The organism is Enterobacter sp. 118C5 (genome assembly GCF_034107645.1).
GTDB classification, from domain to species: Bacteria; Pseudomonadota; Gammaproteobacteria; order Enterobacterales; family Enterobacteriaceae; genus Enterobacter; species Enterobacter nematophilus.
In genome coordinates this window covers 205,620-226,011 of the sequence record NZ_JAWNEU010000002.1, presented here as the reverse complement: position 1 = coordinate 226,011, position 20,392 = coordinate 205,620, and the positions used below count along the sequence as shown (strand labels likewise).

The window sequence follows — 20,392 nt, the reverse complement described above, 5'->3', positions numbered from 1 at the left end:
GTTTTTTAATGTAAGGATAGACTAAAATAAGGTAATTATGATGACCAAAAATATCATTATTCTTGATGATCACCCTATTTTTCATAACGGCGTGAAACAGCTAATAGATTCGGAACCTTTACTGGAAGTGTTAGATATGTGCCGAACCAGCGAGGAGTTGTTTTTCTCGTTGAGCTTAGGGCCGGCAGATATACTTCTGTTAGATTGTTCGCTGCCAGACGGTGAAAGCAATATTCTTGAACTGGTTGAGCAGTTATCTCTACAGCTGACTGACTCAGCCCTGGTTTTGATGGGGGATAGTGTTTCACATCAAAAAATCGCTGAGCAATGTTCTCCAATGATTGCAGGGTATTTCTGTAAAACGTTACCGGCAGAAAATTTTCTCATTTTACTTCACCGTGTTCGAAGAATGCTTAATAATGAGTCAAATAATAACAGCAAATGCAATATAGTTATGCAAGATAATGTTCCGTTTGTAAGTAATCGTTTGTCGGTAAAAGAGAAGACCGTTATGAAATATCTACAAAAGGGTCTGAGCGTAACGCAAATAGCCGAGTGTTTAAACCGCAGCGTTAAAACGATTAGCTCTCAGAAAAGGCAAGCAATGCGTAAGCTCGATCTGAAGAACAATCGCGATATTTTTGAGTTGAAGATAAATGAGTTGTAGTCAATTTTGACAAAGCTGCGAGGAATACGGCCAGGATAATACTGGCAAGGAATGTAAAAGCGACTCTGAAAAATTCAGATTGGGAAACTATGTGCGCGACAACAGTCTAGCCAGTTTATCTCAGTAATGCACTGACTCGCGGCAGATATCCGTTACATTTACCTCTGTTCTGAAGGTGAAATTCAAAAATAAACAAAATTTCTTTTTACTCATGCTTTTCCATCTGATATCACTTCTCCCCTTATACTTGTCTGAGCATTGACCGTTGTAGACTATACTGGCCATTACCCAACGCTAAAAGGTGGTGTCATGAATATTTTACCTCCCGTTCGGCCTGAGCAATCCATTGAACGTCTGACGGCCATCCTTGAGCCGATCGCGGATAAAGTAAAGCTCGTCCCGCGCAAGCGGATCACCTGGAAACACAAAGGCCATCAGCAAATGTATCTTTTTCAGGAGGGTGAGCTTTCTTTGCTGCGGGCATCTGATGGCCTGCTCCTGGTGACCGTTTTCGAGCCTCATCTGTTCGGCATTGCCGAGATGATCCAGCCGACACAGGGTCATATATTACGTGCGGAAAGAGAGTCCATCATTTTACGTGCTGATGCAGATGAAGCAGCTGCGCTATTTCGCGAGCAGGGCGTCTGGGAAGATGTTGCGGCCTTGCTGTCGTATCATACGGCGTATCTCATCTATCGTGATGCGCAGGTCGTGCAGCAACGTACCTATTCCGTGATTCGTAGCTATCTGCAGGAGATGATATTACTGCCCGAAGAGGCACGTATGCGAACCAGCATTCTGGAATATATTCAGGACCGCACGCTTCTTTCACGCAGCAGTATTCTCAACGTATTATCGGCGCTTAAGCAAGGTCAATATATCGCATTTAAGCGCGGCGGGTATTTAATGGAGGTTGGAAATTTACCGGAGTCGTTCTAAAATTTAAAATTAAACAGAAAAGCATTTCACGTTGTTCTCGTTTGTCTATATCGTTTGCTCACTGAAACTATTCAACAGAGTAAACGGGATTTGTATGAAGAAGACACTTTTCGCATTAATTATTGCTAACGCGTTCACAGCCACAACTGCATTTGCAGCTGCAGATACAGGTACATGGTATAGCGGGGCTAAATTCGGCTGGTCACACTATTTTGACGCCAGCACCGGTTCTAAAGCGAGCGATAATAACAATGGCTCCAGCCAGTATAATATCGATCATGATAACGTCGGTGGCGGGGTTTACGCTGGCTATCAGATGACACCCTGGCTGGCAGTAGAAGGTGGTTACGATTATTTAGGAAATATGCAGATGAAAGGTAACCATAGCGCGGGCGCACAAATGAAAAGCCAGGGGCTGCAGATGTCCTTAAAAGCCAGCTATGCCGTGACCGACAGCTGGGATATCTATGGGCGCGCCGGGGCGATGGCCTATCGCGCAGAATCTGATGTAAGTGGTCACAATCGTTTCGATACAGGCGTTCGCCCGCTTGCCGCGGTAGGGACGGAGTATGCATTCAACAAAAATTTGGCTGGCCGCCTCGAATATCAATGGGTAAGCAATGTGGGTAATGCCAACCAGATTGGCGTCAGCAGCGACGTAAGCTCCGTAACGGCAGGTCTGACATGGCGTTTTGGACAGCACGATTAATCGTTGTTAGCCTCTCAATGATAAAAGCCCGACTGCTCAGCAGTTGGGCTTTGTGCCATTTAAGTGACTAAAGGCTCAAGAGCAAGTTTAATCTTTTGCAGGCCGATAACGTTTTTATCTTTCAGGTATTGCTGATTAATCAGTTCAAGCTGTTCCAGTTTTGTCAGTGAGGCGTAGACTGGCTGAACGGAGCTGTCTTCGGTGAAAATATCCTTCGCGGTAGCGTGCTGTAAATATTCTGATTTCAGCTGTGCTGACAATCTGTCTATCTGTACTTTATTCTCTTGATAAAGCGCTGCAATATGCGATGCCGGAACGGCAGGCGGTTTTTCTCCCGGTAAAACTAGCGGGACCTGCATATGGTGTATCTGTTCAACCTTATCTGGCGCAGAAGCGCTGCAGGCGGTTAATAAATTGAGGCTGAGCAGAGTCAGTAATAATGACCGTGTCTTCATGGGTAACTCGTGTTAAATAAGCAGAGCGGACATTATCGTAAACGACAGGCATATCTTCAGATTAAACTTGTTTAATTTTAAACATCTCACCGGGAATAGAACGCTAGTTCACGCTTTATATATAAAACAGCCTGTATGCGCAGCCATCCACGTACGCAGGGGGACGCAATCCGGCAAGATAAGCGTTGTGAGCTGGCTTTTCGAGATAGCTATCAGGATCCCGTAAGGCTATGCTTCATTCAGCACGAGAATAATTACAGAGGCAATGTCATGGATAAAGAACTACTGGATGCGGGTTACCGGGCCTATACCGGCGAGAAAATTGACGTTTACTTCAACACCGGGATCTGCAAACACTCCGGTAACTGCGTGCGTGGAAGCGCAAAGCTGTTTAATCTGAAACGCAAGCCGTGGATTATTCCCGACGAAGTAGACGTGGAAACGGTTGTAAGCGTGATTGATACCTGCCCGAGCGGTGCGCTGAAGTACCGCCAAAAATAAGCGAGGAACCATGGATATTCTGGAAGGCCATAACAAGTTTTACGTGAATGATGCAGACGGCAATCAGGTCGCAGAGATTGTCTTCGTGCCGACCGGCGAGCACCTGAGCATCATTGAGCACACCGATGTCGATCCGAGCCTGAAGGGGCAGGGCGTTGGCAAACGGCTGGTGGCGAAAGTGGTGGAGAAGATGCGCGGTGAGAACCGCAAAATTATTCCGCTGTGCCCGTTTGCCAAGCATGAGTTTGATAATACGCGGGAATATGACGATATTCGGGCGTAAATAACACCGGCGATGGCCGGTGTTTTTTTATCTCATCTGTTCAAACAGCAGTATCAACGCGATCAGCACCATTATCCCTCCCGATGCCATGCTCACCAGACGCGCCGCCTGCGGCCGGGTCGCCAGCACCGCTCTCGAACCATACCCCACCAGCAGATAGACCAGCGTGCAGGTGACCAGGTGCATCACGCCAAGCGCGGACATCTGCATCGCTATCGACCAGCTTCCGGCCGGATCTGTAAACTGCGGAAGCAGCGCCAGAAACAGCAAAAAAACTTTCGGGTTAAGGCCGCTAATGCAGAGCCCTTTCACCGCCCACTGTCTCCAGTTTCCCACGTGGTGGGTGGCCTTTTCCGGTGCGGCGGGGTGACGTAACAGCGTAATGCCAAGCCACAGGAGATATATCGCCCCCGCGAGGGTCAGCCCGGTTAACGCCAGCGGATGTTGAGCAATCAGTACGCCCACGCCAGCCACCACAATCAGCGTGGCTAACAGATGCCCGGACATCAACCCCATCACAGCCGGGACAACGCGTTTCCCGTTAATCCCGGCGCTAATGGCGTAGGCCCAGTCGGCACCCGGCGTCATGATGAGCAGAAAAGAAACCACCCAAAAGCCGGCCACAATACTCATTTCCATCGTCCTGAAGACTCCCGCAGTGCGTCAAAGTTGAGAAAAAGAATATCGCTAACCCTGCGAAATAGGCTTTCAATGTTATGCTCATAACACGGTTAAAATGAGAAAATCTTCCACATGGATAGCATCGATCGAAAAATTCTTGCGGAGCTACAGTCTGATGGCCGCTTATCCCTGACCGAGCTGGCTGAACGGGTGAATCTGAGCCTCTCGCCGTGCCATCGTCGCGTGCGGGCGCTGGAGCAAAGCGGGGCCATAACGGGATACCGTGCCAGCCTCGACCCCGCCAAAATGGGCTTTAACTTTCTGGCGATAGTGTTTGCGACGCTAAAAGAGGGTGACCGAAAGGCGGTAAGCGCGTTTGAAGAGGCGGTAGAAGAGATCCCGCAGATCGTGCTGGCACAGCGTCTGTTTGGCGATCCGGATTATCTGATGCACGTCGTGACCCGCGACCTGTCGGCTTTTCAGAAACTCTATGACGAGAAACTCTCCGCCATGCCCGGCGTGCAGCACCTTCGCTCTACGCTTGTCATGAAAACGGTAGTGCAGGACAGACCTTTTCCGCTGGAATCAGCGGGGCGGGACTAAGAGGCATGCCCGACAGACGTCGGGCATGAAAGGGGGTTAGCCAACAAACATTACCGACACGCACAGCACGCCGACGATCAGCGTCAGCAGGCTGCCAATGGAGCGGTACGGTTTCAGGGAAGGGATCAGATACGTTGACAGCGTCGGCATGATAAACAGGATCATGGCGATAAGCGGGCCGCTGATGGCGTAAATCATCGAAATGGCGTTCGGGTTAATGCAGCAGACCGCAAAGGTGATTAACGACACTCCCATTATGGAAATCGCGCGGTTAAAGGCGCGGCTCTTTTTAATGCCCACCTGATTCAGCGACGACTTCACGATCTCTGTCGCCCCTTCAATCACCCCAAAATAGGTGCCGAGGAACGATTTCGACATCGCTACGATTGCCACGATAATCCCGGAAATGCCGAGCCAGGCGGGAGAAGAAGGCATCATCGACAGCGCTGAGAGGATCGTTACCCCCTGCTCTTTGGCGGCCACAATATAGGACGGCGGGATTGAGAGCAGGCAGCTGAAGACAAAGAACAGCACGCTCAGGCAGATAATCAGGTACGCCACCTTCATGATCTTCTTGCATTTATCCATGGCTCCGTCGGCAAACTTCTCGCGACGGTCAACGGCAAACGTTGAGATAATCGGGGTATGGCTGAAGGCAAACACCATCACCGGAATTGAAATCCAAACCTGGTGCAGCGTATGACGATCGAAGGCCATCTGGCCGGTGAGTAGCGAGGGCTGCCAGCTTCCGGTGAGATAGATCGAGACAAACAGGAAGTAGGCAATCAGCGGAAACACCAGGAAGCCCATCACTTTTATCGTGATATGCCGTCCCATCAGGAAGATCAGATTCAATACCAGCACCACCCCCAGGCTGACCAGCACGCGAACGGCGGTATCCACCGTCAGGTGTTTTGCCAGCTGCTCGGTTAACGAGTTGGTAATGGCCACCGCATAAATCTGCACCACCACAAAGAAGGCGATGAAATAGAGCGTGGTGATCAGATTGCCAATCTTTTTACCGTAGTAGTGGGAGACGGCGCCGGTGATCCCTTCATGACCTTTGGTTTTTGACGAGAGAATAAATTGCGCCAGCGCGCGGTGCGGCCAGTAGGTTAACGGGTAGGCCACGAGGGCGGTGATAAACAGGACAATAGCGCCTGCGGAGCCCAGCTGAATGGGCAAGAACAGCGTTCCTGCGCCCACGGCCGTGCCATAGAGAGCGAAACTCCAGAGAGTCTCATCTTTTGACCAAATTTTCGACATTAGAGCAACGTTTCAACTAACAAACCATCAGAATGGCGTGCAATTTACCATAGTTATGCCCGGAGAGCGCAGTTGCTTCGACGGAGTTTGGCCGGAACGGACGTCCGGCCAGTGGAGGTTTAGCCTGCCAGAGCGCGTCGTTGCTGGCGACGCTTAAGAAATTTCTCGCGCAGGGTATCGTACGCCCAGTTATAGAACATGGTGTACGGCAGGAAGAACAGGAAGAAACCTATTTCCAGCGTGAATGCCTGAAGCAGGGTCACGCCCAGCACGGCGGCGACAATCGACACGCCGATCACAATAAACCCGCATTCGAACCCCAGGGCGTGCAGCGCGCGAACCTTAGCCGTGCGTTTGACCCGCTGGACAGGCCAGAAACGGTCGAAACCGAAGTTATAGATAATGTTCCAGAGCATGGCGGTGGTAGCCAGGATAATGGTTAACCCACCCATCTCCACCACCGAGCGCTGCATCAGCCACGCCGCCGTGGGGGCGAGAATTGCGGTGGCAATTCCTTCGAAACAGACAGCGTGAAAGATCCGCTCCGGCAGTTTACGTTGGAGTGCATTCTGATGTTGCATAGTGTAGACCTCATTAATTCTCCGATATGGGCGTTGATGCAGCCTATTTTTATCGCTAAAGCTGATATATTAAAGATGGTATCCATCGATAAAGTAGATAGTTTATGCGCTATTCACCTGAAGCCCTTACCGCGTTTGTTGAGACCGTTGCGGCAGGCTCTTTTTCTGCTGCCGCGCGCCGGCTGCGTAAAAGCCAGTCGACGATCAGCACCTCCATTGCCAATCTTGAAGCCGATCTGGGGTTCGAACTGTTTGACCGCTCGGCGCGCCAGCCGGTGTTAACGGTCCAGGGAGAACAGGTGCTGGGCTACGTGCAGGCCATCCTCGCCGCCAGCACGCGGCTGGATGAGCTGGCGGTGTCGTTAACGGCACAAACGGAGGCGCGTCTGACGTTTGTCCTCTCCGATACCCTCAACCCCGACGTGCTGGAAGATCTGATGAAGCAGTTTGACGCTCGCTTTCCCCACACGGAATTCGAATGCCTGATTGGCGAGGAAGAGGACGTGATCGATCTGCTGCAAAAGGAGCGCGCGCAGGTGGGCCTGACGGAAGCGCGAGACGGTTACCCGACGGATATTGGCGCTACCCGGCTGCCGGTGCAGACCCGAATGGCGATATACGTCGCGACCACGCATCCGCTCGCCGGACAACACGAGGTGCAGAGCGACGAGCTGCACGGCTGGCGGGAGCTGAGGCTCAGCACCTACCTTGAGCGCGAGGCTGAGATCGCGCGCGGGCCCGTCTGGTCAGCGCCGAACTACCTGCTACTGCTGAGCATGGCCGTCCAGGGGTTCGGCTGGTGCGTGCTGCCGTGCGCGCTGGTGGATGAATTCGCCGCCGCGAAGTCGCTGGTACAGCTCAATGTTCCCGGCTGGCCACGGGCGATCGGCATTGATTTGCTGTGGAATAAACGATCCCCTCCCGGCGTAGCCGGAAGCTGGCTGCGGCAGTATCTGCAGGATGCACGCTAATCCTTGTGATTAAACTCACTATTTTTAAACAATTAAGATAATTGCCAGTAACAATCCTCTACTATCGTCATGTCATTTAACACAGAGGTCGTGATGAAAGATGTCGTAATAGTGGGTGCGTTGCGTACGGCTATCGGCTGTTTTCAGGGAGCGCTTGCGCGTCACTCGGCGGTTGACCTGGGCAGCGTGGTCGTTAAAGCGCTGGTGGAACGTAGCGGGATCGCCGCCCATGAAGTTGATGAGGTGATCCTGGGGCAGGTTCTCACGGCCGGTGCCGGGCAAAACCCTGCGCGCCAGGCGGCGCTGAAGGGCGGGCTGCCCAATACCGTATCCGCCATCACCATCAACGACGTCTGTGGTTCAGGATTAAAAGCGCTGCATCTCGCCACCCAGGCCATTCAGTGCGGTGAAGCGGATGTGGTTATTGCTGGCGGACAAGAGAACATGAGCCGCGCGCCGCACGTTCTGACCGACAGCCGTACCGGGGCGCAGCTGGGCAACAGCCAGCTGCTCGACAGCCTCGTGCATGACGGGCTGTGGGATGCGTTCAACGACTATCATATGGGCGTGACGGCAGAAAACCTGGCGCGCGAGTACGGCATTAGCCGCGAATTGCAGGACGCCTATGCGCTCAGTTCGCAGCAAAAAGCGCGTGCCGCGATTGATTCCGGTCGCTTTTGCGACGAGATTGTTCCGGTCAGCACGCAGCGTCAGAACGGCGAGGTTATCGTGATAGATAGCGATGAACAGCCGCGCACGGACGCCAGCGCGGAAGGCCTGGCGAGACTGAATCCCGCGTTTGAAACCCAGGGCTCGGTCACGGCGGGAAATGCCTCTTCCATTAACGACGGTGCCGCCGCCGTGATGATGATGAGCGAAAGCAAAGCCCTTGAGCTCGATCTCCCCGTGCTGGCCCGCATTAAGGCGTTTGCCAGCGTGGGCGTGGATCCTGCGTTAATGGGGATTGCGCCGGTCTACGCTACCCGTCGCTGCCTGGAGCGCGCAGGGTGGCAGCTTTCGGATGTGGATCTGATTGAAGTGAACGAAGCCTTTGCCGCGCAGGCGATCTCGGTCGGCAAAATGCTGGAGTGGGATCCGCTGCGGGTCAACGTAAACGGCGGGGCGATTGCGCTGGGGCATCCCATTGGCGCGTCCGGCTGCCGAATCCTGGTTTCGCTGGTCCACGAAATGAAAAAGCGAAACGCGCGCAAAGGGATCGCTACCCTCTGTATAGGCGGCGGACAGGGCGTGGCGCTCGCCATCGAACGCTAATCTCTCCTCACTGAAAAAACCTCCTCCGGGAGGTTTTTTTTATCGCGGTCTTCTCTTCATGAGGAGTAATCGTGATCCGCGCGTCATTTCTGTTATAAACAAAAATAAAAAATGAAACGTTGTTTTAATTGCAATTGAAAACCCTATTCTATGCCGTTAGTATGTGCTCATCATAAAACGAAACGTCGTTTCGTTTAATTTCTGCCTTCGGGCATGACCACATCTGGAGGTTACCGTGGACGTCAGACAAAGCATCCACAGCGCGCATGCCAAAACGCTGGATACTCAGGGACTGCGCAGCGAGTTTTTAGTTGAGCAGGTGTTCGAAGCCGATGAGTACACCATGGTCTATAGCCACATCGACCGCATTATCGTGGGCGGCATTATGCCGGTGGCGAAAACCGTCTCCGTGGGCGGTGAAGTGGGCAAGCAGCTGGGCGTAAGCTACTTCCTGGAGCGTCGTGAACTGGGCGTGATTAATATCGGCGGGCCGGGCACGATTACCGTGGACGGCCAGTGCTACGAGATTGGCCACCGCGACGGGCTATACGTCGGCAAAGGGGCGAAGGAGGTGGTCTTTGCCAGCATCGACAGCGGCAAGCCCGCGAAGTTTTACTATAACTGCGCTCCCGCGCACACCGCTTATCCAACCAAAAAAGTGACGCCTGCGGACGTTGCGCCCGTGACGCTGGGCGATAACCTCACCAGCAACCGCCGCACCATCAATAAATATTTCGTTCCGGATGTGCTGGAGACCTGCCAGCTCAGCATGGGGCTGACCGAACTGGCCCCGGGCAATCTGTGGAACACCATGCCGTGCCATACCCACGAACGCCGCATGGAGGTCTACTTCTACTTCAACATGGATGAAGACGCTTGCGTGTTCCACATGATGGGACAGCCTCAGGAAACCCGCCATATCGTCATGCATAACGAGCAGGCGGTGATTTCACCCAGCTGGTCCATTCACTCCGGCGTGGGGACGAAAGCCTATACCTTCATCTGGGGGATGGTTGGAGAAAACCAGGTCTTCGATGACATGGACCACGTCGCGGTTAAGGATCTGCGCTAGTCGCGGGCAGTTAAGCATACATCTGCCTGTTGATGACAGGCGCTGAAAGAGTAAGGAACAAACATGATTCTGGATGCATTTTCTCTGCAGGGTAAAGTGGCCGTGGTTTCCGGGTGTGACACCGGACTGGGCCAGGGGATGGCGTTAGGCCTGGCGGAAGCGGGCTGTGATATCGTCGGGATCAACATCGTTGAGCCCACGGAAACCATCGAACGCGTGACCGCGCTGGGCCGCCGTTTTCTCAGCCTGACCGCCGACCTGCGTAAAATTGACGCCATTCCGGAGCTGCTGGATCGCGCCGTGGCGGAGTTTGGCCATATCGACATTCTGGTCAACAACGCGGGGCTGATCCGTCGTGAAGACGCGATTAACTTCAGCGAGACCGACTGGGACGACGTCATGAACCTGAACATCAAGAGCGTGTTCTTTATGTCGCAGGCGGCGGCGAAGCACTTCATCGCGCAGGGGAAGGGCGGCAAGATCATTAACATCGCCTCGATGCTCTCCTTCCAGGGCGGCATCCGCGTGCCGTCTTACACCGCGTCGAAAAGCGCGGTGATGGGCGTGACCCGCCTGCTGGCGAACGAATGGGCGCAGCACAACATCAACGTCAACGCGATTGCGCCGGGCTACATGGCCACCAACAACACCCAGCAGCTGCGGGCGGATGAAGAACGCAGTGCGGCGATCCTGGAGCGTATTCCGGCGGGCCGCTGGGGGCTGCCGAGCGATCTGATGGGGCCGGTTGTGTTCCTGGCTTCCCCGGCATCGGACTATATCAATGGTTATACCGTCGCGGTTGATGGCGGCTGGCTGGCGCGATAACCTTACTTATGACAAACACCTCTGCTTTTCGGCGGAGGTTTTTTTTGCTTAAAATTTGCCAAAGTCCATATTGATAAACACGAAAAATCCATACTGAAAATTCATAGATGACTGTCATCACACTTTTATTACTGAAAAATTAAGGCATTAGTAAAATTAGGTGATTATCCAGCATTAGTTGAAATTGTAATGTCCATCACAGATCGCTATGCCATAGCGAAATAATCCATATCTTCACGAATTCCGGCCTGACACTTTTCCCCGCTATCTCGTAATTTCACTTAACGAATTTTGCTGTTGAGGCAGGAAAAATATGACATCTATAAATGACTCTACCCTGATGCCCGCCGCGCTGCGCGATACCCGCCGCATGAACCAGTTTGTCTCCATTGCGGCAGCCGTGGCCGGTTTGCTGTTTGGTCTGGATATCGGCGTTATCGCCGGGGCGCTGCCGTTTATTACCGATCACTTCACGCTGAGTAACCGCCTTCAGGAATGGGTGGTGAGCAGCATGATGCTCGGCGCGGCCATCGGCGCGCTGTTTAACGGCTGGCTTTCGTTCCGCCTTGGGCGTAAATACAGCCTGATGGTCGGGGCGGTCCTGTTTGTTGCCGGGTCCATTGGCTCGGCGTTTGCCACCAACGTTGAAGTGCTGCTGCTCTCCCGCGTGCTGCTGGGCGTGGCGGTGGGGATTGCCTCCTACACCGCGCCGCTGTATCTCTCTGAAATGGCGAGCGAGAACGTGCGCGGCAAGATGATCAGCATGTACCAGCTGATGGTGACCCTGGGCATCGTGCTGGCGTTCCTGTCCGATACGTACTTCAGCTACAGCGGTAACTGGCGGGCGATGCTCGGCGTGCTGGCGCTGCCTGCGGTAGTGCTGATTGTTTTAGTGATCTTCCTGCCCAACAGCCCGCGCTGGCTGGCGCAAAAAGGGCGTCACGTGGAGGCGGAAGAGGTGCTGCGCATGCTGCGCGACACGTCTGAGAAAGCGCGTGAAGAGCTGAACGAGATCCGCGAAAGCCTGAAGCTGAAGCAGGGCGGCTGGTCATTGTTCAAGGCTAACCGCAACGTGCGCCGCGCGGTGTTCCTCGGCATGTTGCTGCAGGCGATGCAGCAGTTCACCGGGATGAACATCATCATGTATTACGCGCCGCGCATTTTCAAAATGGCCGGTTTTACCACCACCGAACAGCAGATGATTGCCACGCTGGTGGTGGGGCTGACCTTTATGTTCGCGACCTTTATTGCGGTATTCACCGTCGATAAAGCCGGACGTAAACCGGCGCTGAAGATCGGCTTTAGCGTGATGGCGCTCGGTACGCTGATCCTCGGCTACTGCCTGATGCAGTTTGATAACGGCACGGCGTCCAGCGGCCTCTCCTGGCTCTCCGTGGGCATGACCATGATGTGTATTGCTGGCTACGCGATGAGCGCCGCGCCGGTGGTGTGGATCCTGTGCTCTGAAATTCAGCCGCTGAAATGCCGCGATTTTGGCATCACCTGTTCCACCACCACCAACTGGGTATCGAACATGATCATCGGCGCGACCTTCCTGACGCTGCTGGATGCGATTGGCGCGGCGGGAACCTTCTGGCTCTACACGGTGCTGAACGTGGCGTTTATTGGCGTGACATTCTGGCTGATTCCAGAAACCAAAGGCGTGACGCTGGAGCATATTGAACGCAAGCTGATGAGCGGGGAGAAACTGCGAAATATCGGCGTGTAAGAGTTAATGCCGGGTAAGGCTCAGCCGCCACCCGGCTTTTTGGTTTACACAAGGATTCACACGAGTAATGCCGTAAATAACTACCAACTTTGATAGCAATTCCTCAGATAGTCCATTCTCGCATTCAGATTATTCTTAGTTTCTTGTATTATCGGGCAACTGAATTCACCCGGCAGGAATTTACTGCATTCGAAACAGAAGAACGGCTATGTCAGCAATGGATTTCAAAAAAAACACGGACCTCGACTTTCCCTCGTATGCCCCTCCAGCAGTCAGTTCAAAAGAGATCGATCTTCTGGGTCTGTTAGATGTTCTTATTACCGCGAAAAAGCGTATTGCCACCATTATCTTTGTTTTCGCGCTGGCAGGTCTGGCAATTGCGCTTCTGCTACCGCAAAAATGGACCAGTAAAGCGGTGATCACTCCGGCGGAACAGACGCAGTGGAACCCGCTGCGCCAGATGATGGTGGCGCTGCAGGTTCTTGATGTGAAGGTGCCGGTTACCCGTCAGGAAGTCTTTGACCTGTTTATTAAAAAATTCCAGTCGCAGTCATTGCTTGAAGAGTATATGACCTCTTCCCCTTACGTGATGGCGCAGCTTAAAAATGCGGAAGTGGACCCGCTTGAACTGCACCGCGCGGTTGTCAATATCGCAGAAAGAATGAAGGCGGTGAATGATGTTCAGGGAAAAGACGCGGATAAAGCGCCTTTCGTCTCCTGGACATTGAGCTTCACCGCGCCGACCGCAGCCGATGCCCAATCCGTCCTGGAAGGGTATATCAACTATATCTCGGCAATCGTTGAGAAAGAGACGGTGCAGAATATCCGCAACCAGATCGCCCTCAAAACGAACGAGGTAGAACAGCAGCTGACGCTCGACCGCGTTCGTTTGACCAATGTGCATAACACCAACCTGCAGCGGCTGAACTATTCGCTGGAAGTGGCGAATGCCGCGGGCATTAAGAAGCCCGTCTACAGCAACGGACAGGCGGTAAAAGACGATCCGGATTACTCCGTTGCGCTCGGGGCTGACGGTATCGCGGAAAAGCTAAAGATTGAAAAAAATCTGAAGGACGTGACGGAGCTGAACGCGGATTTCCAGAACCGGGAATATTACCTGGCGCAGCTGAAAAAACTCTCCTTTGCAGACGTTAAGCTTGAGCCATTCAGGTATCAGCTTTCGCCCTCCATGCCGGTGAAAAAAGACGGCCCGGGCAAAGGCATGATTATCATTCTGGCGGCGATCCTTGGCGCTCTGTTTGCCTGCGGCAGCGTGTTACTCCGTGAGGCCATGCTCAGCCGAAACTCATTGCCAGAGCCGGTAACGGAATAAATTCTGCATACAGGAAGGCGCTGAAACAGCGCCTTTTTTATTTCAGGAAATCCTCGCGAACAGGCGTAAAGGTGTCCAGCAGCGTGCCGGCCCTGAGGCAGACGCAGCCGTGCATCACGTGCGGTTTTTTGTAGAGCGTATCTCCCGCCGTCACGACATGCTTCTCATCACCAATGGTAAATTCAAATTCACCGGAGAGAACATAGGTTAACTGTTCGTGCGGGTGGTTATGCAGCGGGCCAATCGCGCCCTGCTCAAAATGCACTTCAACCGCCATCATCCTGCCGCCGTGGGCCAGCACGCGGCGCGTAACGCCGTTCCCCAGATCTTCAGAGGCGGTCTCTTTGTGGAACATAAACATGGCTTCGCCCTTTATAATAAAACGGTGTTTTATTTAATTTATATCGGCCAGCTTAAAAAGAAAACGACGTAATAAAGAACTGGAAACAGGATCACAAGTTTGCTTCACTGGCTTAAAGAGATAAGGAGGGGTGATGAAAACGATTGGCCTGATAGGTGGGATGAGCTGGGAATCGACTATCCCTTATTACCGCCTGATTAACGAAGGCGTAAAGCAGCGTCTGGGCGGCCTGCACTCCGCGAGCCTGCTGCTGCACAGCGTTGATTTTCATGAAATCGAAGCCTGCCAGTCGAGCGGCGAATGGGATAAAGCCGGCGAAATTCTGGCCGATGCCGCGCTGGGGCTGGAGCGTGCGGGGGCGCAGGGCATTCTGCTGTGTACCAACACGATGCACAAAGTGGCCTCGCACATTGAAGCGCGCTGTTCTCTGCCGTTCCTGCACATCGCGGATGCCACCGGACGCGCCATTCGCGCTTCGGGAATGGCGCGCGTGGCCTTGCTGGGCACGCGTTACACCATGGAGCAGGATTTCTATCGCGGGCGCCTGCACAGCGAGTTTGAGATTGAAAGCCTGATCCCGGATGAGGGGGACCGGGCGCGCATCAATCAGATTATCTTCGACGAGCTCTGCCTCGGAACCTTCAGCGAAACCTCCCGCGCATATTACGTCAGCGTAATAGAGAAACTGGCACAGCAGGGGGCTGAAGGGGTAATTTTCGGCTGCACGGAGATCGGTTTGCTGGTGCCGGCCGAACGAAGCCCCGTCCCGGTATTTGATACCGCGGCCATTCACGCGGCAGATGCCGTGGAATTTATGCTGTCATAACGGGTTTTGCAGGTCAGGTAAGCGAAGCGCCACCTGACGCGCATGCTCAACTAAGTGTTCGGTGAATGCGTCTACCAGCGCGGAAGCCGGACGGTGCAGCGGGCGGATAAGGCTTACGGTGAACGGGACGGAAACGCTAAAACGGCGGATGACGATCCCGCTTCCTGCATAGTCCAGCGCCGTAAGCGGATTGACGACCGCGACGCCAACGCCCGCACGCACCATCGCGCATATTGACGCCGCGCTGTGCGTTTCCACGACCATCCGCCGCTTCACCTGATGCTCAGCAAAAAGCGTATCCAGCAGCTGCCGGTAGCTGTCCGTTTGCGACAGGCTAATATAGTTCTCACCGTGAAAATCCGCGGGCGTCAGCACCGCTTTGTGGGCATGTCGATGCCCGGCGGGCAGTACGCACACTTCATCCAGCGCGAGCAGTTCCGTGCGTGCCGTTCCTGCGGGGGTCGAGAGGGTTTCGGTTAACCCGAGATCGTGGCGCTGTGCCGACAGCCACTCTTCAAGCAGGGGCGACTCCTGCGGCACGATGGTGAGATTGACCCCGGGATAGCGGGCCAAAAAAGGCTGGAGCAGCGTCGGCAAAAAGGACTGAGAGAAGACAGGCAGGCAGACAATCGACAGCTCGCCCTGACGAAACTCGCGCAGGCTTTCCGCCGCGCTGACGATTCTGTCCAGCCCGTACCAGGAGCGCTGCACTTCTTCAAACAGGCGTAACCCCTGCACCGTCGGGTGAAGCCTGCCCCGGGCGCGTTCGAACAGCTTCAGCCCCAGCACTTTCTCGAAGCGCGCCAGCTCGCGGCTGACCGTCGGCTGCGAGGTATGCAGCATTTGCGCGGCTTCGGTGAGATTGCCGGTGGTCATCACGGCGTGAAAAATCTCGATGTGGCGTAAATTGACGGCGGGCATAGGGCACCTGAAAGCAAAGAACTGTCCATATCATTTTTGCATAGACTCGCGATAAAACGATATTTTTTATTCTGCTTCCGCTGTGGCGTAATCATAAAAAATGAATTGACCCGGAGAAGACCATGCCACGCCCGCTCAACCAGACGGATACCGATTTGAACGCTGAAAACCTGCTGCGCCTGCCCGCCGAATTTGGCTGCCCGGTATGGGTCTACGACGCGCAGATCGTTCGCGAGAAGATCGCCGCCCTGCATCAGTTTGACGTGGTGCGTTTTGCCCAGAAGGCCTGCTCCAATATTCATATTCTGCGCCTGATGCGCGAGCAGGGCGTGAAGGTTGACTCCGTGTCGCTGGGCGAAATCGAGCGTGCGCTGGCGGCAGGCTTTGATCCGAAAACCGATCCTGACGCGATCGTCTTTACCGCGGATGTGATCGACGACGCGACGCTTGCGCGCGTGCATGAACTGCAGGTACCGGTGAACGCCGGTTCTGTGGATATGCTGGAGCAGCTTGGGCAGGTTTCGCCAGGCCATCGCGTCTGGCTGCGCGTCAACCCGGGCTTTGGTCATGGCCATAGCCAAAAAACCAACACCGGGGGCGAAAACAGCAAGCACGGGATCTGGTATGCCGATATGCCTGCCGCGCTTGAGGTACTGCAGCGCTACAGCCTGAAGCTGGTGGGCATTCACATGCACATTGGCTCCGGCGTTGATTACGGGCACCTGGAGCAGGTGTGCGGGGCGATGGTGCGCCAGGTTGTTGACTTCGGTCAGGATCTGGAGGCGATCTCTGCCGGTGGCGGTCTTTCTATTCCGTATCGTGAAGGGGAAGAGGCGATCGACACCGATCACTATTACGGCCTGTGGAGCGCCGCGCGCGATCGGATCGCCGCGCATCTGGGCCATGCCGTGAAGCTGGAAATTGAGCCGGGTCGTTTCCTGGTGGCCGAAGCCGGCGTGCTGGTGGCGCAGGTGCGCAGCGTCAAAGAGATGGGCTCCCGCCACTTCGTGCTGATTGACGCGGGCTTTAACGACCTGATGCGTCCGTCCATGTACGGCAGCTACCATCACATTACCGCCCTGGCTGCCGATGGCCGCGATTTAACGCACGCCCCGCGCCGCGAGACGGTGGTCGCAGGCCCGCTGTGTGAATCCGGTGACGTGTTTACCCAGCAGGAAGGCGGCAAAGTTGAAACCCGCGCGCTGCCGGAGGTGAAGCCGGGCGATTACCTGGTGCTGCACGACACCGGAGCGTACGGGGCGTCTATGTCCTCGAACTACAACAGCCGTCCGCTGCTGCCGGAAGTGCTGTTTGATAACGGCAAGGCGCGGCTGATCCGCCGTCGCCAGACTATTCAGGAGCTGCTGGCGCTGGAGCTCGTTTGATGAAAGTACGGCCCCGTTGTGACCGAATCGCGTAATACCAGCGTGCCGGTAAACGGCGGGATCGCATCGACCGGCTGGTTTTTCGCCAGCCGGATCGCCTGATCGATAGCCGTGACGATCATATTATCTATCGGCAGATAAACCGACGACAGCGCAGGCTCCAGCCACTTCGCGCTTGGGGCATCGTCAAAGCCGAACAGGGAGATATCCTGCGGGATCTTAAGCCCTGCCTGATGCAGCGCTTTAGACGCGCCCAGCGCCATATCATCGTTACAGGCAAACAGCGCGCTGAACGACACCCCTTCAGCAATCAGCTCTTTACACAGCTCATAGCCCCGCGTCATTCCCGCATCACCGTACTTTATCCTACGTTCGTCCAGGCGAATGCCGTGCTTTTCCAGCGCCTTGCGGTAGCCCATCAGCCGCGCTTTACCCGTGGGGGTGTGGATCGGAACGGTAATGCAGGCGATCTCCCGGTGGCCCTGATTGATCAGGTAATCCACCGCCTTAAACGCGGCATCCTGCTGTTCGAAGAACACGCAGCGCTCCGGGGCCTGGCTGACTTCACGGTTGATGACCACCAGCGGCGTTTGCACGGTATTAATCAGCTTGATGATCGCCTTTTCGCTCATATAGCGCGTGTAAAGCACGATGGCATCGCACTGGCGGTCGGCCAGCATCTGCACCGCCTGCTCTTCCTGTTCTGGCGCGTCGTGACCGTCGGTGACGATCAGCTGTTTCCCGTGGGTTTCGGTCTGCCGCGACGCCTGCTGCAAAAGACGACCAAAGTAAAAGCCGTCGAAGGTAGAGACGACCAGACCAATGCTGTTGCTGGTCTGGTTAGCCAGTGAACGCGCGAGAAAGTTTGGGCGGTAGCCCAGCTCTTCCATCGCAGCAAAGACCTGCTGACGCGTGCTCTCTTTAACCTGACCTGTGCCGTTCAGCACGCGCGAGACGGTAGCCTTCGACACGCCCGCGCGCAGTGAGACATCCAGCATTGTTGCCATTCTACATTCCTGCTTCCACGTAATGGTCTGCAGTTTAACACAGACCTGACAGCGTATAAGCGATGCGGGAAGCGCAAAACTTCTGCCACGATCACGCTTTTTGGTCACGATTCGCCTGGCCTGCCAGAAGTAAAACTAAATAGTCTGACTCTGGTAAAATAATCGACAAACCGGGCTGGAGGCATCAGGCCAGCAAATTCATTAAAAACGCAGGTGAAACGTGAAAAAGACCGCCATTCTCCCGCTTTACGAGGCACCGCGCTATGCGGAGCAGGTTACTGACTGGCTCTGGAACGCCTTTGGCGAGGGGGTACCGCGGGAATTTTTCCACAGCATCGTTGCGCACAGCCAGACACCGGGAAACTTGCCGCTGACCTTTATCGCCGTAGAGGATGAACGGCTTCTCGGCACGGTGGGACTCTGGCGCTGTGATTTGATTACCCGTCAGGATCTCTATCCGTGGCTGGCGGCGCTCTACGTTGATGACGCGGCGCGCGGTAAGGGGCTGGCAGGAGAGTTACAGCAGCATGTTATCCGCTTCGCCGCACGGGCCGGGTACGAGGAACTCCATCTCTGGTCTGCCTGCCGCGACTTCTATGAACGTTACGGCTGGCAGTATATTGGCGATGGGCTGGAGTATCCGGATAAAACCGTACACCTGTATCGCTATTCGCTCTGCGCGTCAGCGGGCGCTGCAACGGAGTGACGGCGCACTAACGTTGGGCTGAAGAGGTGGGTAATCTCCGGCGGCTGGCGTTGCTCGGCCAGCGCCAGCGCCAGCTCTGCGGCCTGGGTGGCCATCGTGATGATGGGGTAGCGTACGGTAGTCAGGCGCGGGCGCACGTACCGGGAGACCAGGACATCGTCAAAGCCAATCAGCGAGATTTCCGCCGGCACCTCAATTCCGTTGTCATTCATGACGCCCATTGCCCCGGCGGCCATCGAATCGTTATAGCTGGCGACCGCGGTGAAATTTCGTCCACGACCCAGCAGCTCCGTCATGGCCTGTTCGCCGCCGCTCTCATCCGGTTCGCCGTAGGCCACCAGGCGGTCATTACACGGCAGACCGTTTTCGCGCAGGGCGTCGTAGTAGCCCTGCAGGCGGTCTTCCGCATCTGAAATGGGGTGATTGGAGCAGAGATAGCCAATCCGGGTATGGCCCTGTTGAATCAGATGACGGGTCGCAAGCCAGGCGCCGTAGCGGTCGTCGAGGGCTACACAGCGTTTTTCAAAGCCGGGGATAATACGGTTGATAATCACCATGCCGGGCATCTGCTTCATCAGGTGAATCAGCTCGGCATCCGGGATCATTTTGGCGTGAACCACCAGCGCCGCGCAGCGGTGGCGGATCAGCTGCTCGATGGCCTGGCGTTCTTTTTGTTCATTATGATAGCCATTGCCGATCAGTAAAAAATTACCCGTCTGATAGGAGACCTGTTCAACCGCTTTCACCATGGCCCCGAAAAAGGGGTCGGAAACGTCTCCCACCACCAGCCCAATGGTATCCGTTGACTGCTGGGCGAGCGCGCGGGCGTTGGCATTCGGATGGTAGTTCAGGGTTTGCATGGCGCTTTGTACCGCCTGGCGTGATGCGTCACTGGCTTTGGGTGAATCATTAATCACGCGGGAGACGGTGGCTACCGACACACCCGCCAGACGAGCCACATCCTTTATTGTCGCCATTCATAACCTTCTTATTTGGGGTAAGCGTTTACACACTAAATAGTGTTGCGGAAAAGTGACGCGCATTCAAGGGAAGCCGATTTCCGCGCGCCACAAACGTGACGCAGACCAACCCTGATAGTGTAATCGTTACACGTCTGGTCATGTCAGAAGAATGTCAATCTGAACCTTTGGTTACACTTTGCCTCAGGCTGTTGCGATTGTCCGGTGGCGATGACGTTAAAGAGGTTGGTAGAGTCGAGATCCCAGAGGTATTGATAGGTGGAATCAACTCCGGTTGATTAACACGACTTACACCAGCCTGCGTTCTTACGCAGGTTTTTTTTGCCTGACAGTTCAACCTGTAACAGCAACAGAGAATATTCACACCTGGTTGCATTTC

23 protein-coding genes are annotated in these 20,392 nt (G+C 54.6%); 15 read left to right on the top strand and 8 right to left on the bottom strand.

Going from position 1 to position 20,392, the window contains the following annotated elements:
* Positions 1-37: 37 nt before the first annotated feature.
* The 3 genes from UTO39_RS06290 to UTO39_RS06280 all read left to right on the top strand — a co-directional run bounded on the left by UTO39_RS06290 (position 38) and on the right by UTO39_RS06280 (position 2,315).
* Positions 38-667, top strand: a complete 630-nt coding sequence (locus UTO39_RS06290) for a response regulator transcription factor (protein ID WP_320726741.1) — start codon at positions 38-40, stop codon at positions 665-667.
* Between the two features lie 309 nt (positions 668-976).
* Positions 977-1,606 carry a helix-turn-helix domain-containing protein gene (locus UTO39_RS06285; protein ID WP_061097180.1) on the top strand — a complete coding sequence of 210 codons (630 nt, stop codon included), beginning with the start codon at positions 977-979 and terminating at the stop codon, positions 1,604-1,606.
* 94 nt (positions 1,607-1,700) lie between these two features.
* Positions 1,701-2,315, top strand: coding sequence for an outer membrane beta-barrel protein (locus tag UTO39_RS06280; protein ID WP_061097181.1), 615 nt, complete (start codon positions 1,701-1,703; stop codon positions 2,313-2,315).
* A gap of 59 nt (positions 2,316-2,374) precedes the next feature.
* On the opposite strand, the gene UTO39_RS06275 is transcribed toward UTO39_RS06280, so the two are convergent.
* Positions 2,375-2,770 carry a hypothetical protein gene (locus UTO39_RS06275; RefSeq protein WP_061097182.1) on the bottom strand — a complete coding sequence of 132 codons (396 nt, stop codon included), beginning with the start codon at positions 2,768-2,770 and terminating at the stop codon, positions 2,375-2,377.
* Between the two features lie 270 nt (positions 2,771-3,040).
* On the opposite strand from UTO39_RS06275, the gene yjdI reads away from it, so the two are divergent.
* Both yjdI and UTO39_RS06265 read left to right on the top strand, forming a co-directional pair.
* The gene (gene yjdI / locus UTO39_RS06270; RefSeq protein WP_253543231.1) at positions 3,041-3,271 is read left to right on the top strand and encodes a 4Fe-4S mono-cluster protein YjdI; all 231 of its coding nucleotides are present in this window, start codon (positions 3,041-3,043) and stop codon (positions 3,269-3,271) included.
* 10 nt (positions 3,272-3,281) lie between these two features.
* Positions 3,282-3,554, top strand: a complete 273-nt coding sequence (locus UTO39_RS06265; RefSeq protein WP_061097183.1) for a GNAT family N-acetyltransferase — start codon at positions 3,282-3,284, stop codon at positions 3,552-3,554.
* A 27-nt stretch (positions 3,555-3,581) separates the two neighbouring features.
* Here UTO39_RS06265 and UTO39_RS06260 read toward each other — a convergent pair whose 3' ends face one another.
* A complete protein-coding gene (locus UTO39_RS06260) occupies positions 3,582-4,193 on the bottom strand; it encodes a LysE family translocator (RefSeq protein ID WP_320726740.1) in 612 nt (203 codons plus the stop codon).
* A 114-nt stretch (positions 4,194-4,307) separates the two neighbouring features.
* Between UTO39_RS06260 and UTO39_RS06255 the strand changes: the two genes are divergently transcribed.
* Positions 4,308-4,778: an Lrp/AsnC family transcriptional regulator gene (locus tag UTO39_RS06255; RefSeq protein WP_061097185.1), complete on the top strand. Its 471-nt coding sequence runs from the start codon at positions 4,308-4,310 to the stop codon at positions 4,776-4,778.
* Positions 4,779-4,814: 36 nt separating this feature from the next.
* Here UTO39_RS06255 and UTO39_RS06250 read toward each other — a convergent pair whose 3' ends face one another.
* Both UTO39_RS06250 and UTO39_RS06245 read right to left on the bottom strand, forming a co-directional pair.
* Positions 4,815-6,044, bottom strand: coding sequence for an amino acid permease (locus UTO39_RS06250; protein WP_253543229.1), 1,230 nt, complete (start codon positions 6,042-6,044; stop codon positions 4,815-4,817).
* A gap of 119 nt (positions 6,045-6,163) precedes the next feature.
* Positions 6,164-6,625, bottom strand: a complete 462-nt coding sequence (locus tag UTO39_RS06245; RefSeq protein WP_320726739.1) for a multidrug/biocide efflux PACE transporter — start codon at positions 6,623-6,625, stop codon at positions 6,164-6,166.
* A 104-nt stretch (positions 6,626-6,729) separates the two neighbouring features.
* Here UTO39_RS06245 and UTO39_RS06240 point away from each other — a divergent pair, with 104 nt between their 5' ends.
* The 6 genes from UTO39_RS06240 to wzz(fepE) all read left to right on the top strand — a co-directional run bounded on the left by UTO39_RS06240 (position 6,730) and on the right by wzz(fepE) (position 13,827).
* Entirely contained in the window at positions 6,730-7,596 is an 867-nt protein-coding gene (locus tag UTO39_RS06240; RefSeq protein ID WP_061097187.1) for a LysR family transcriptional regulator, read from the top strand.
* Positions 7,597-7,689: 93 nt separating this feature from the next.
* Positions 7,690-8,868 (top strand): acetyl-CoA C-acetyltransferase, encoded by a 1,179-nt coding sequence (locus UTO39_RS06235; RefSeq protein ID WP_320726738.1) that lies wholly within the window; start codon positions 7,690-7,692, stop codon positions 8,866-8,868.
* A gap of 235 nt (positions 8,869-9,103) precedes the next feature.
* Entirely contained in the window at positions 9,104-9,940 is an 837-nt protein-coding gene (gene kduI, locus UTO39_RS06230; RefSeq protein ID WP_320726737.1) for a 5-dehydro-4-deoxy-D-glucuronate isomerase, read from the top strand.
* A gap of 63 nt (positions 9,941-10,003) precedes the next feature.
* Positions 10,004-10,765: a 2-dehydro-3-deoxy-D-gluconate 5-dehydrogenase KduD gene (kduD, locus tag UTO39_RS06225; RefSeq protein ID WP_003862835.1), complete on the top strand. Its 762-nt coding sequence runs from the start codon at positions 10,004-10,006 to the stop codon at positions 10,763-10,765.
* Between the two features lie 313 nt (positions 10,766-11,078).
* Positions 11,079-12,494 carry a sugar porter family MFS transporter gene (locus tag UTO39_RS06220; protein WP_028014298.1) on the top strand — a complete coding sequence of 472 codons (1,416 nt, stop codon included), beginning with the start codon at positions 11,079-11,081 and terminating at the stop codon, positions 12,492-12,494.
* Positions 12,495-12,702: 208 nt separating this feature from the next.
* Positions 12,703-13,827, top strand: a complete 1,125-nt coding sequence (gene wzz(fepE) / locus UTO39_RS06215; protein ID WP_320726736.1) for an LPS O-antigen length regulator Wzz(fepE) — start codon at positions 12,703-12,705, stop codon at positions 13,825-13,827.
* Positions 13,828-13,864: 37 nt separating this feature from the next.
* On the opposite strand, the gene UTO39_RS06210 is transcribed toward wzz(fepE), so the two are convergent.
* Positions 13,865-14,188 carry a cupin domain-containing protein gene (locus UTO39_RS06210; RefSeq protein ID WP_320726735.1) on the bottom strand — a complete coding sequence of 108 codons (324 nt, stop codon included), beginning with the start codon at positions 14,186-14,188 and terminating at the stop codon, positions 13,865-13,867.
* A gap of 133 nt (positions 14,189-14,321) precedes the next feature.
* On the opposite strand from UTO39_RS06210, the gene UTO39_RS06205 reads away from it, so the two are divergent.
* The gene (locus UTO39_RS06205; protein ID WP_320726734.1) at positions 14,322-15,014 is read left to right on the top strand and encodes an aspartate/glutamate racemase; all 693 of its coding nucleotides are present in this window, start codon (positions 14,322-14,324) and stop codon (positions 15,012-15,014) included.
* On the opposite strand, the gene UTO39_RS06200 is transcribed toward UTO39_RS06205, so the two are convergent.
* Entirely contained in the window at positions 15,009-15,935 is a 927-nt protein-coding gene (locus tag UTO39_RS06200; RefSeq protein ID WP_320726733.1) for a LysR family transcriptional regulator, read from the bottom strand. The genes UTO39_RS06205 and UTO39_RS06200 overlap by 6 nt on opposite strands.
* Positions 15,936-16,057: 122 nt before the next feature.
* Here UTO39_RS06200 and lysA point away from each other — a divergent pair, with 122 nt between their 5' ends.
* Positions 16,058-17,320, top strand: coding sequence for a diaminopimelate decarboxylase (lysA, locus tag UTO39_RS06195; RefSeq protein ID WP_266179139.1), 1,263 nt, complete (start codon positions 16,058-16,060; stop codon positions 17,318-17,320).
* Here lysA and UTO39_RS06190 read toward each other — a convergent pair.
* Complete coding sequence (locus UTO39_RS06190; protein WP_061097196.1) at positions 17,290-18,327, bottom strand: LacI family DNA-binding transcriptional regulator; 1,038 nt, start codon at positions 18,325-18,327, stop codon at positions 17,290-17,292. The genes lysA and UTO39_RS06190 overlap by 31 nt on opposite strands.
* A gap of 220 nt (positions 18,328-18,547) precedes the next feature.
* Between UTO39_RS06190 and UTO39_RS06185 the strand changes: the two genes are divergently transcribed.
* Positions 18,548-19,033, top strand: coding sequence for a GNAT family N-acetyltransferase (locus UTO39_RS06185; protein WP_320726732.1), 486 nt, complete (start codon positions 18,548-18,550; stop codon positions 19,031-19,033).
* On the opposite strand, the gene galR is transcribed toward UTO39_RS06185, so the two are convergent.
* Positions 18,994-20,010 (bottom strand): HTH-type transcriptional regulator GalR, encoded by a 1,017-nt coding sequence (gene galR / locus UTO39_RS06180; protein ID WP_320726731.1) that lies wholly within the window; start codon positions 20,008-20,010, stop codon positions 18,994-18,996. The two genes, UTO39_RS06185 and galR, sit on opposite strands and share 40 nt — an antisense overlap.
* Positions 20,011-20,392: the final 382 nt, after the last annotated feature.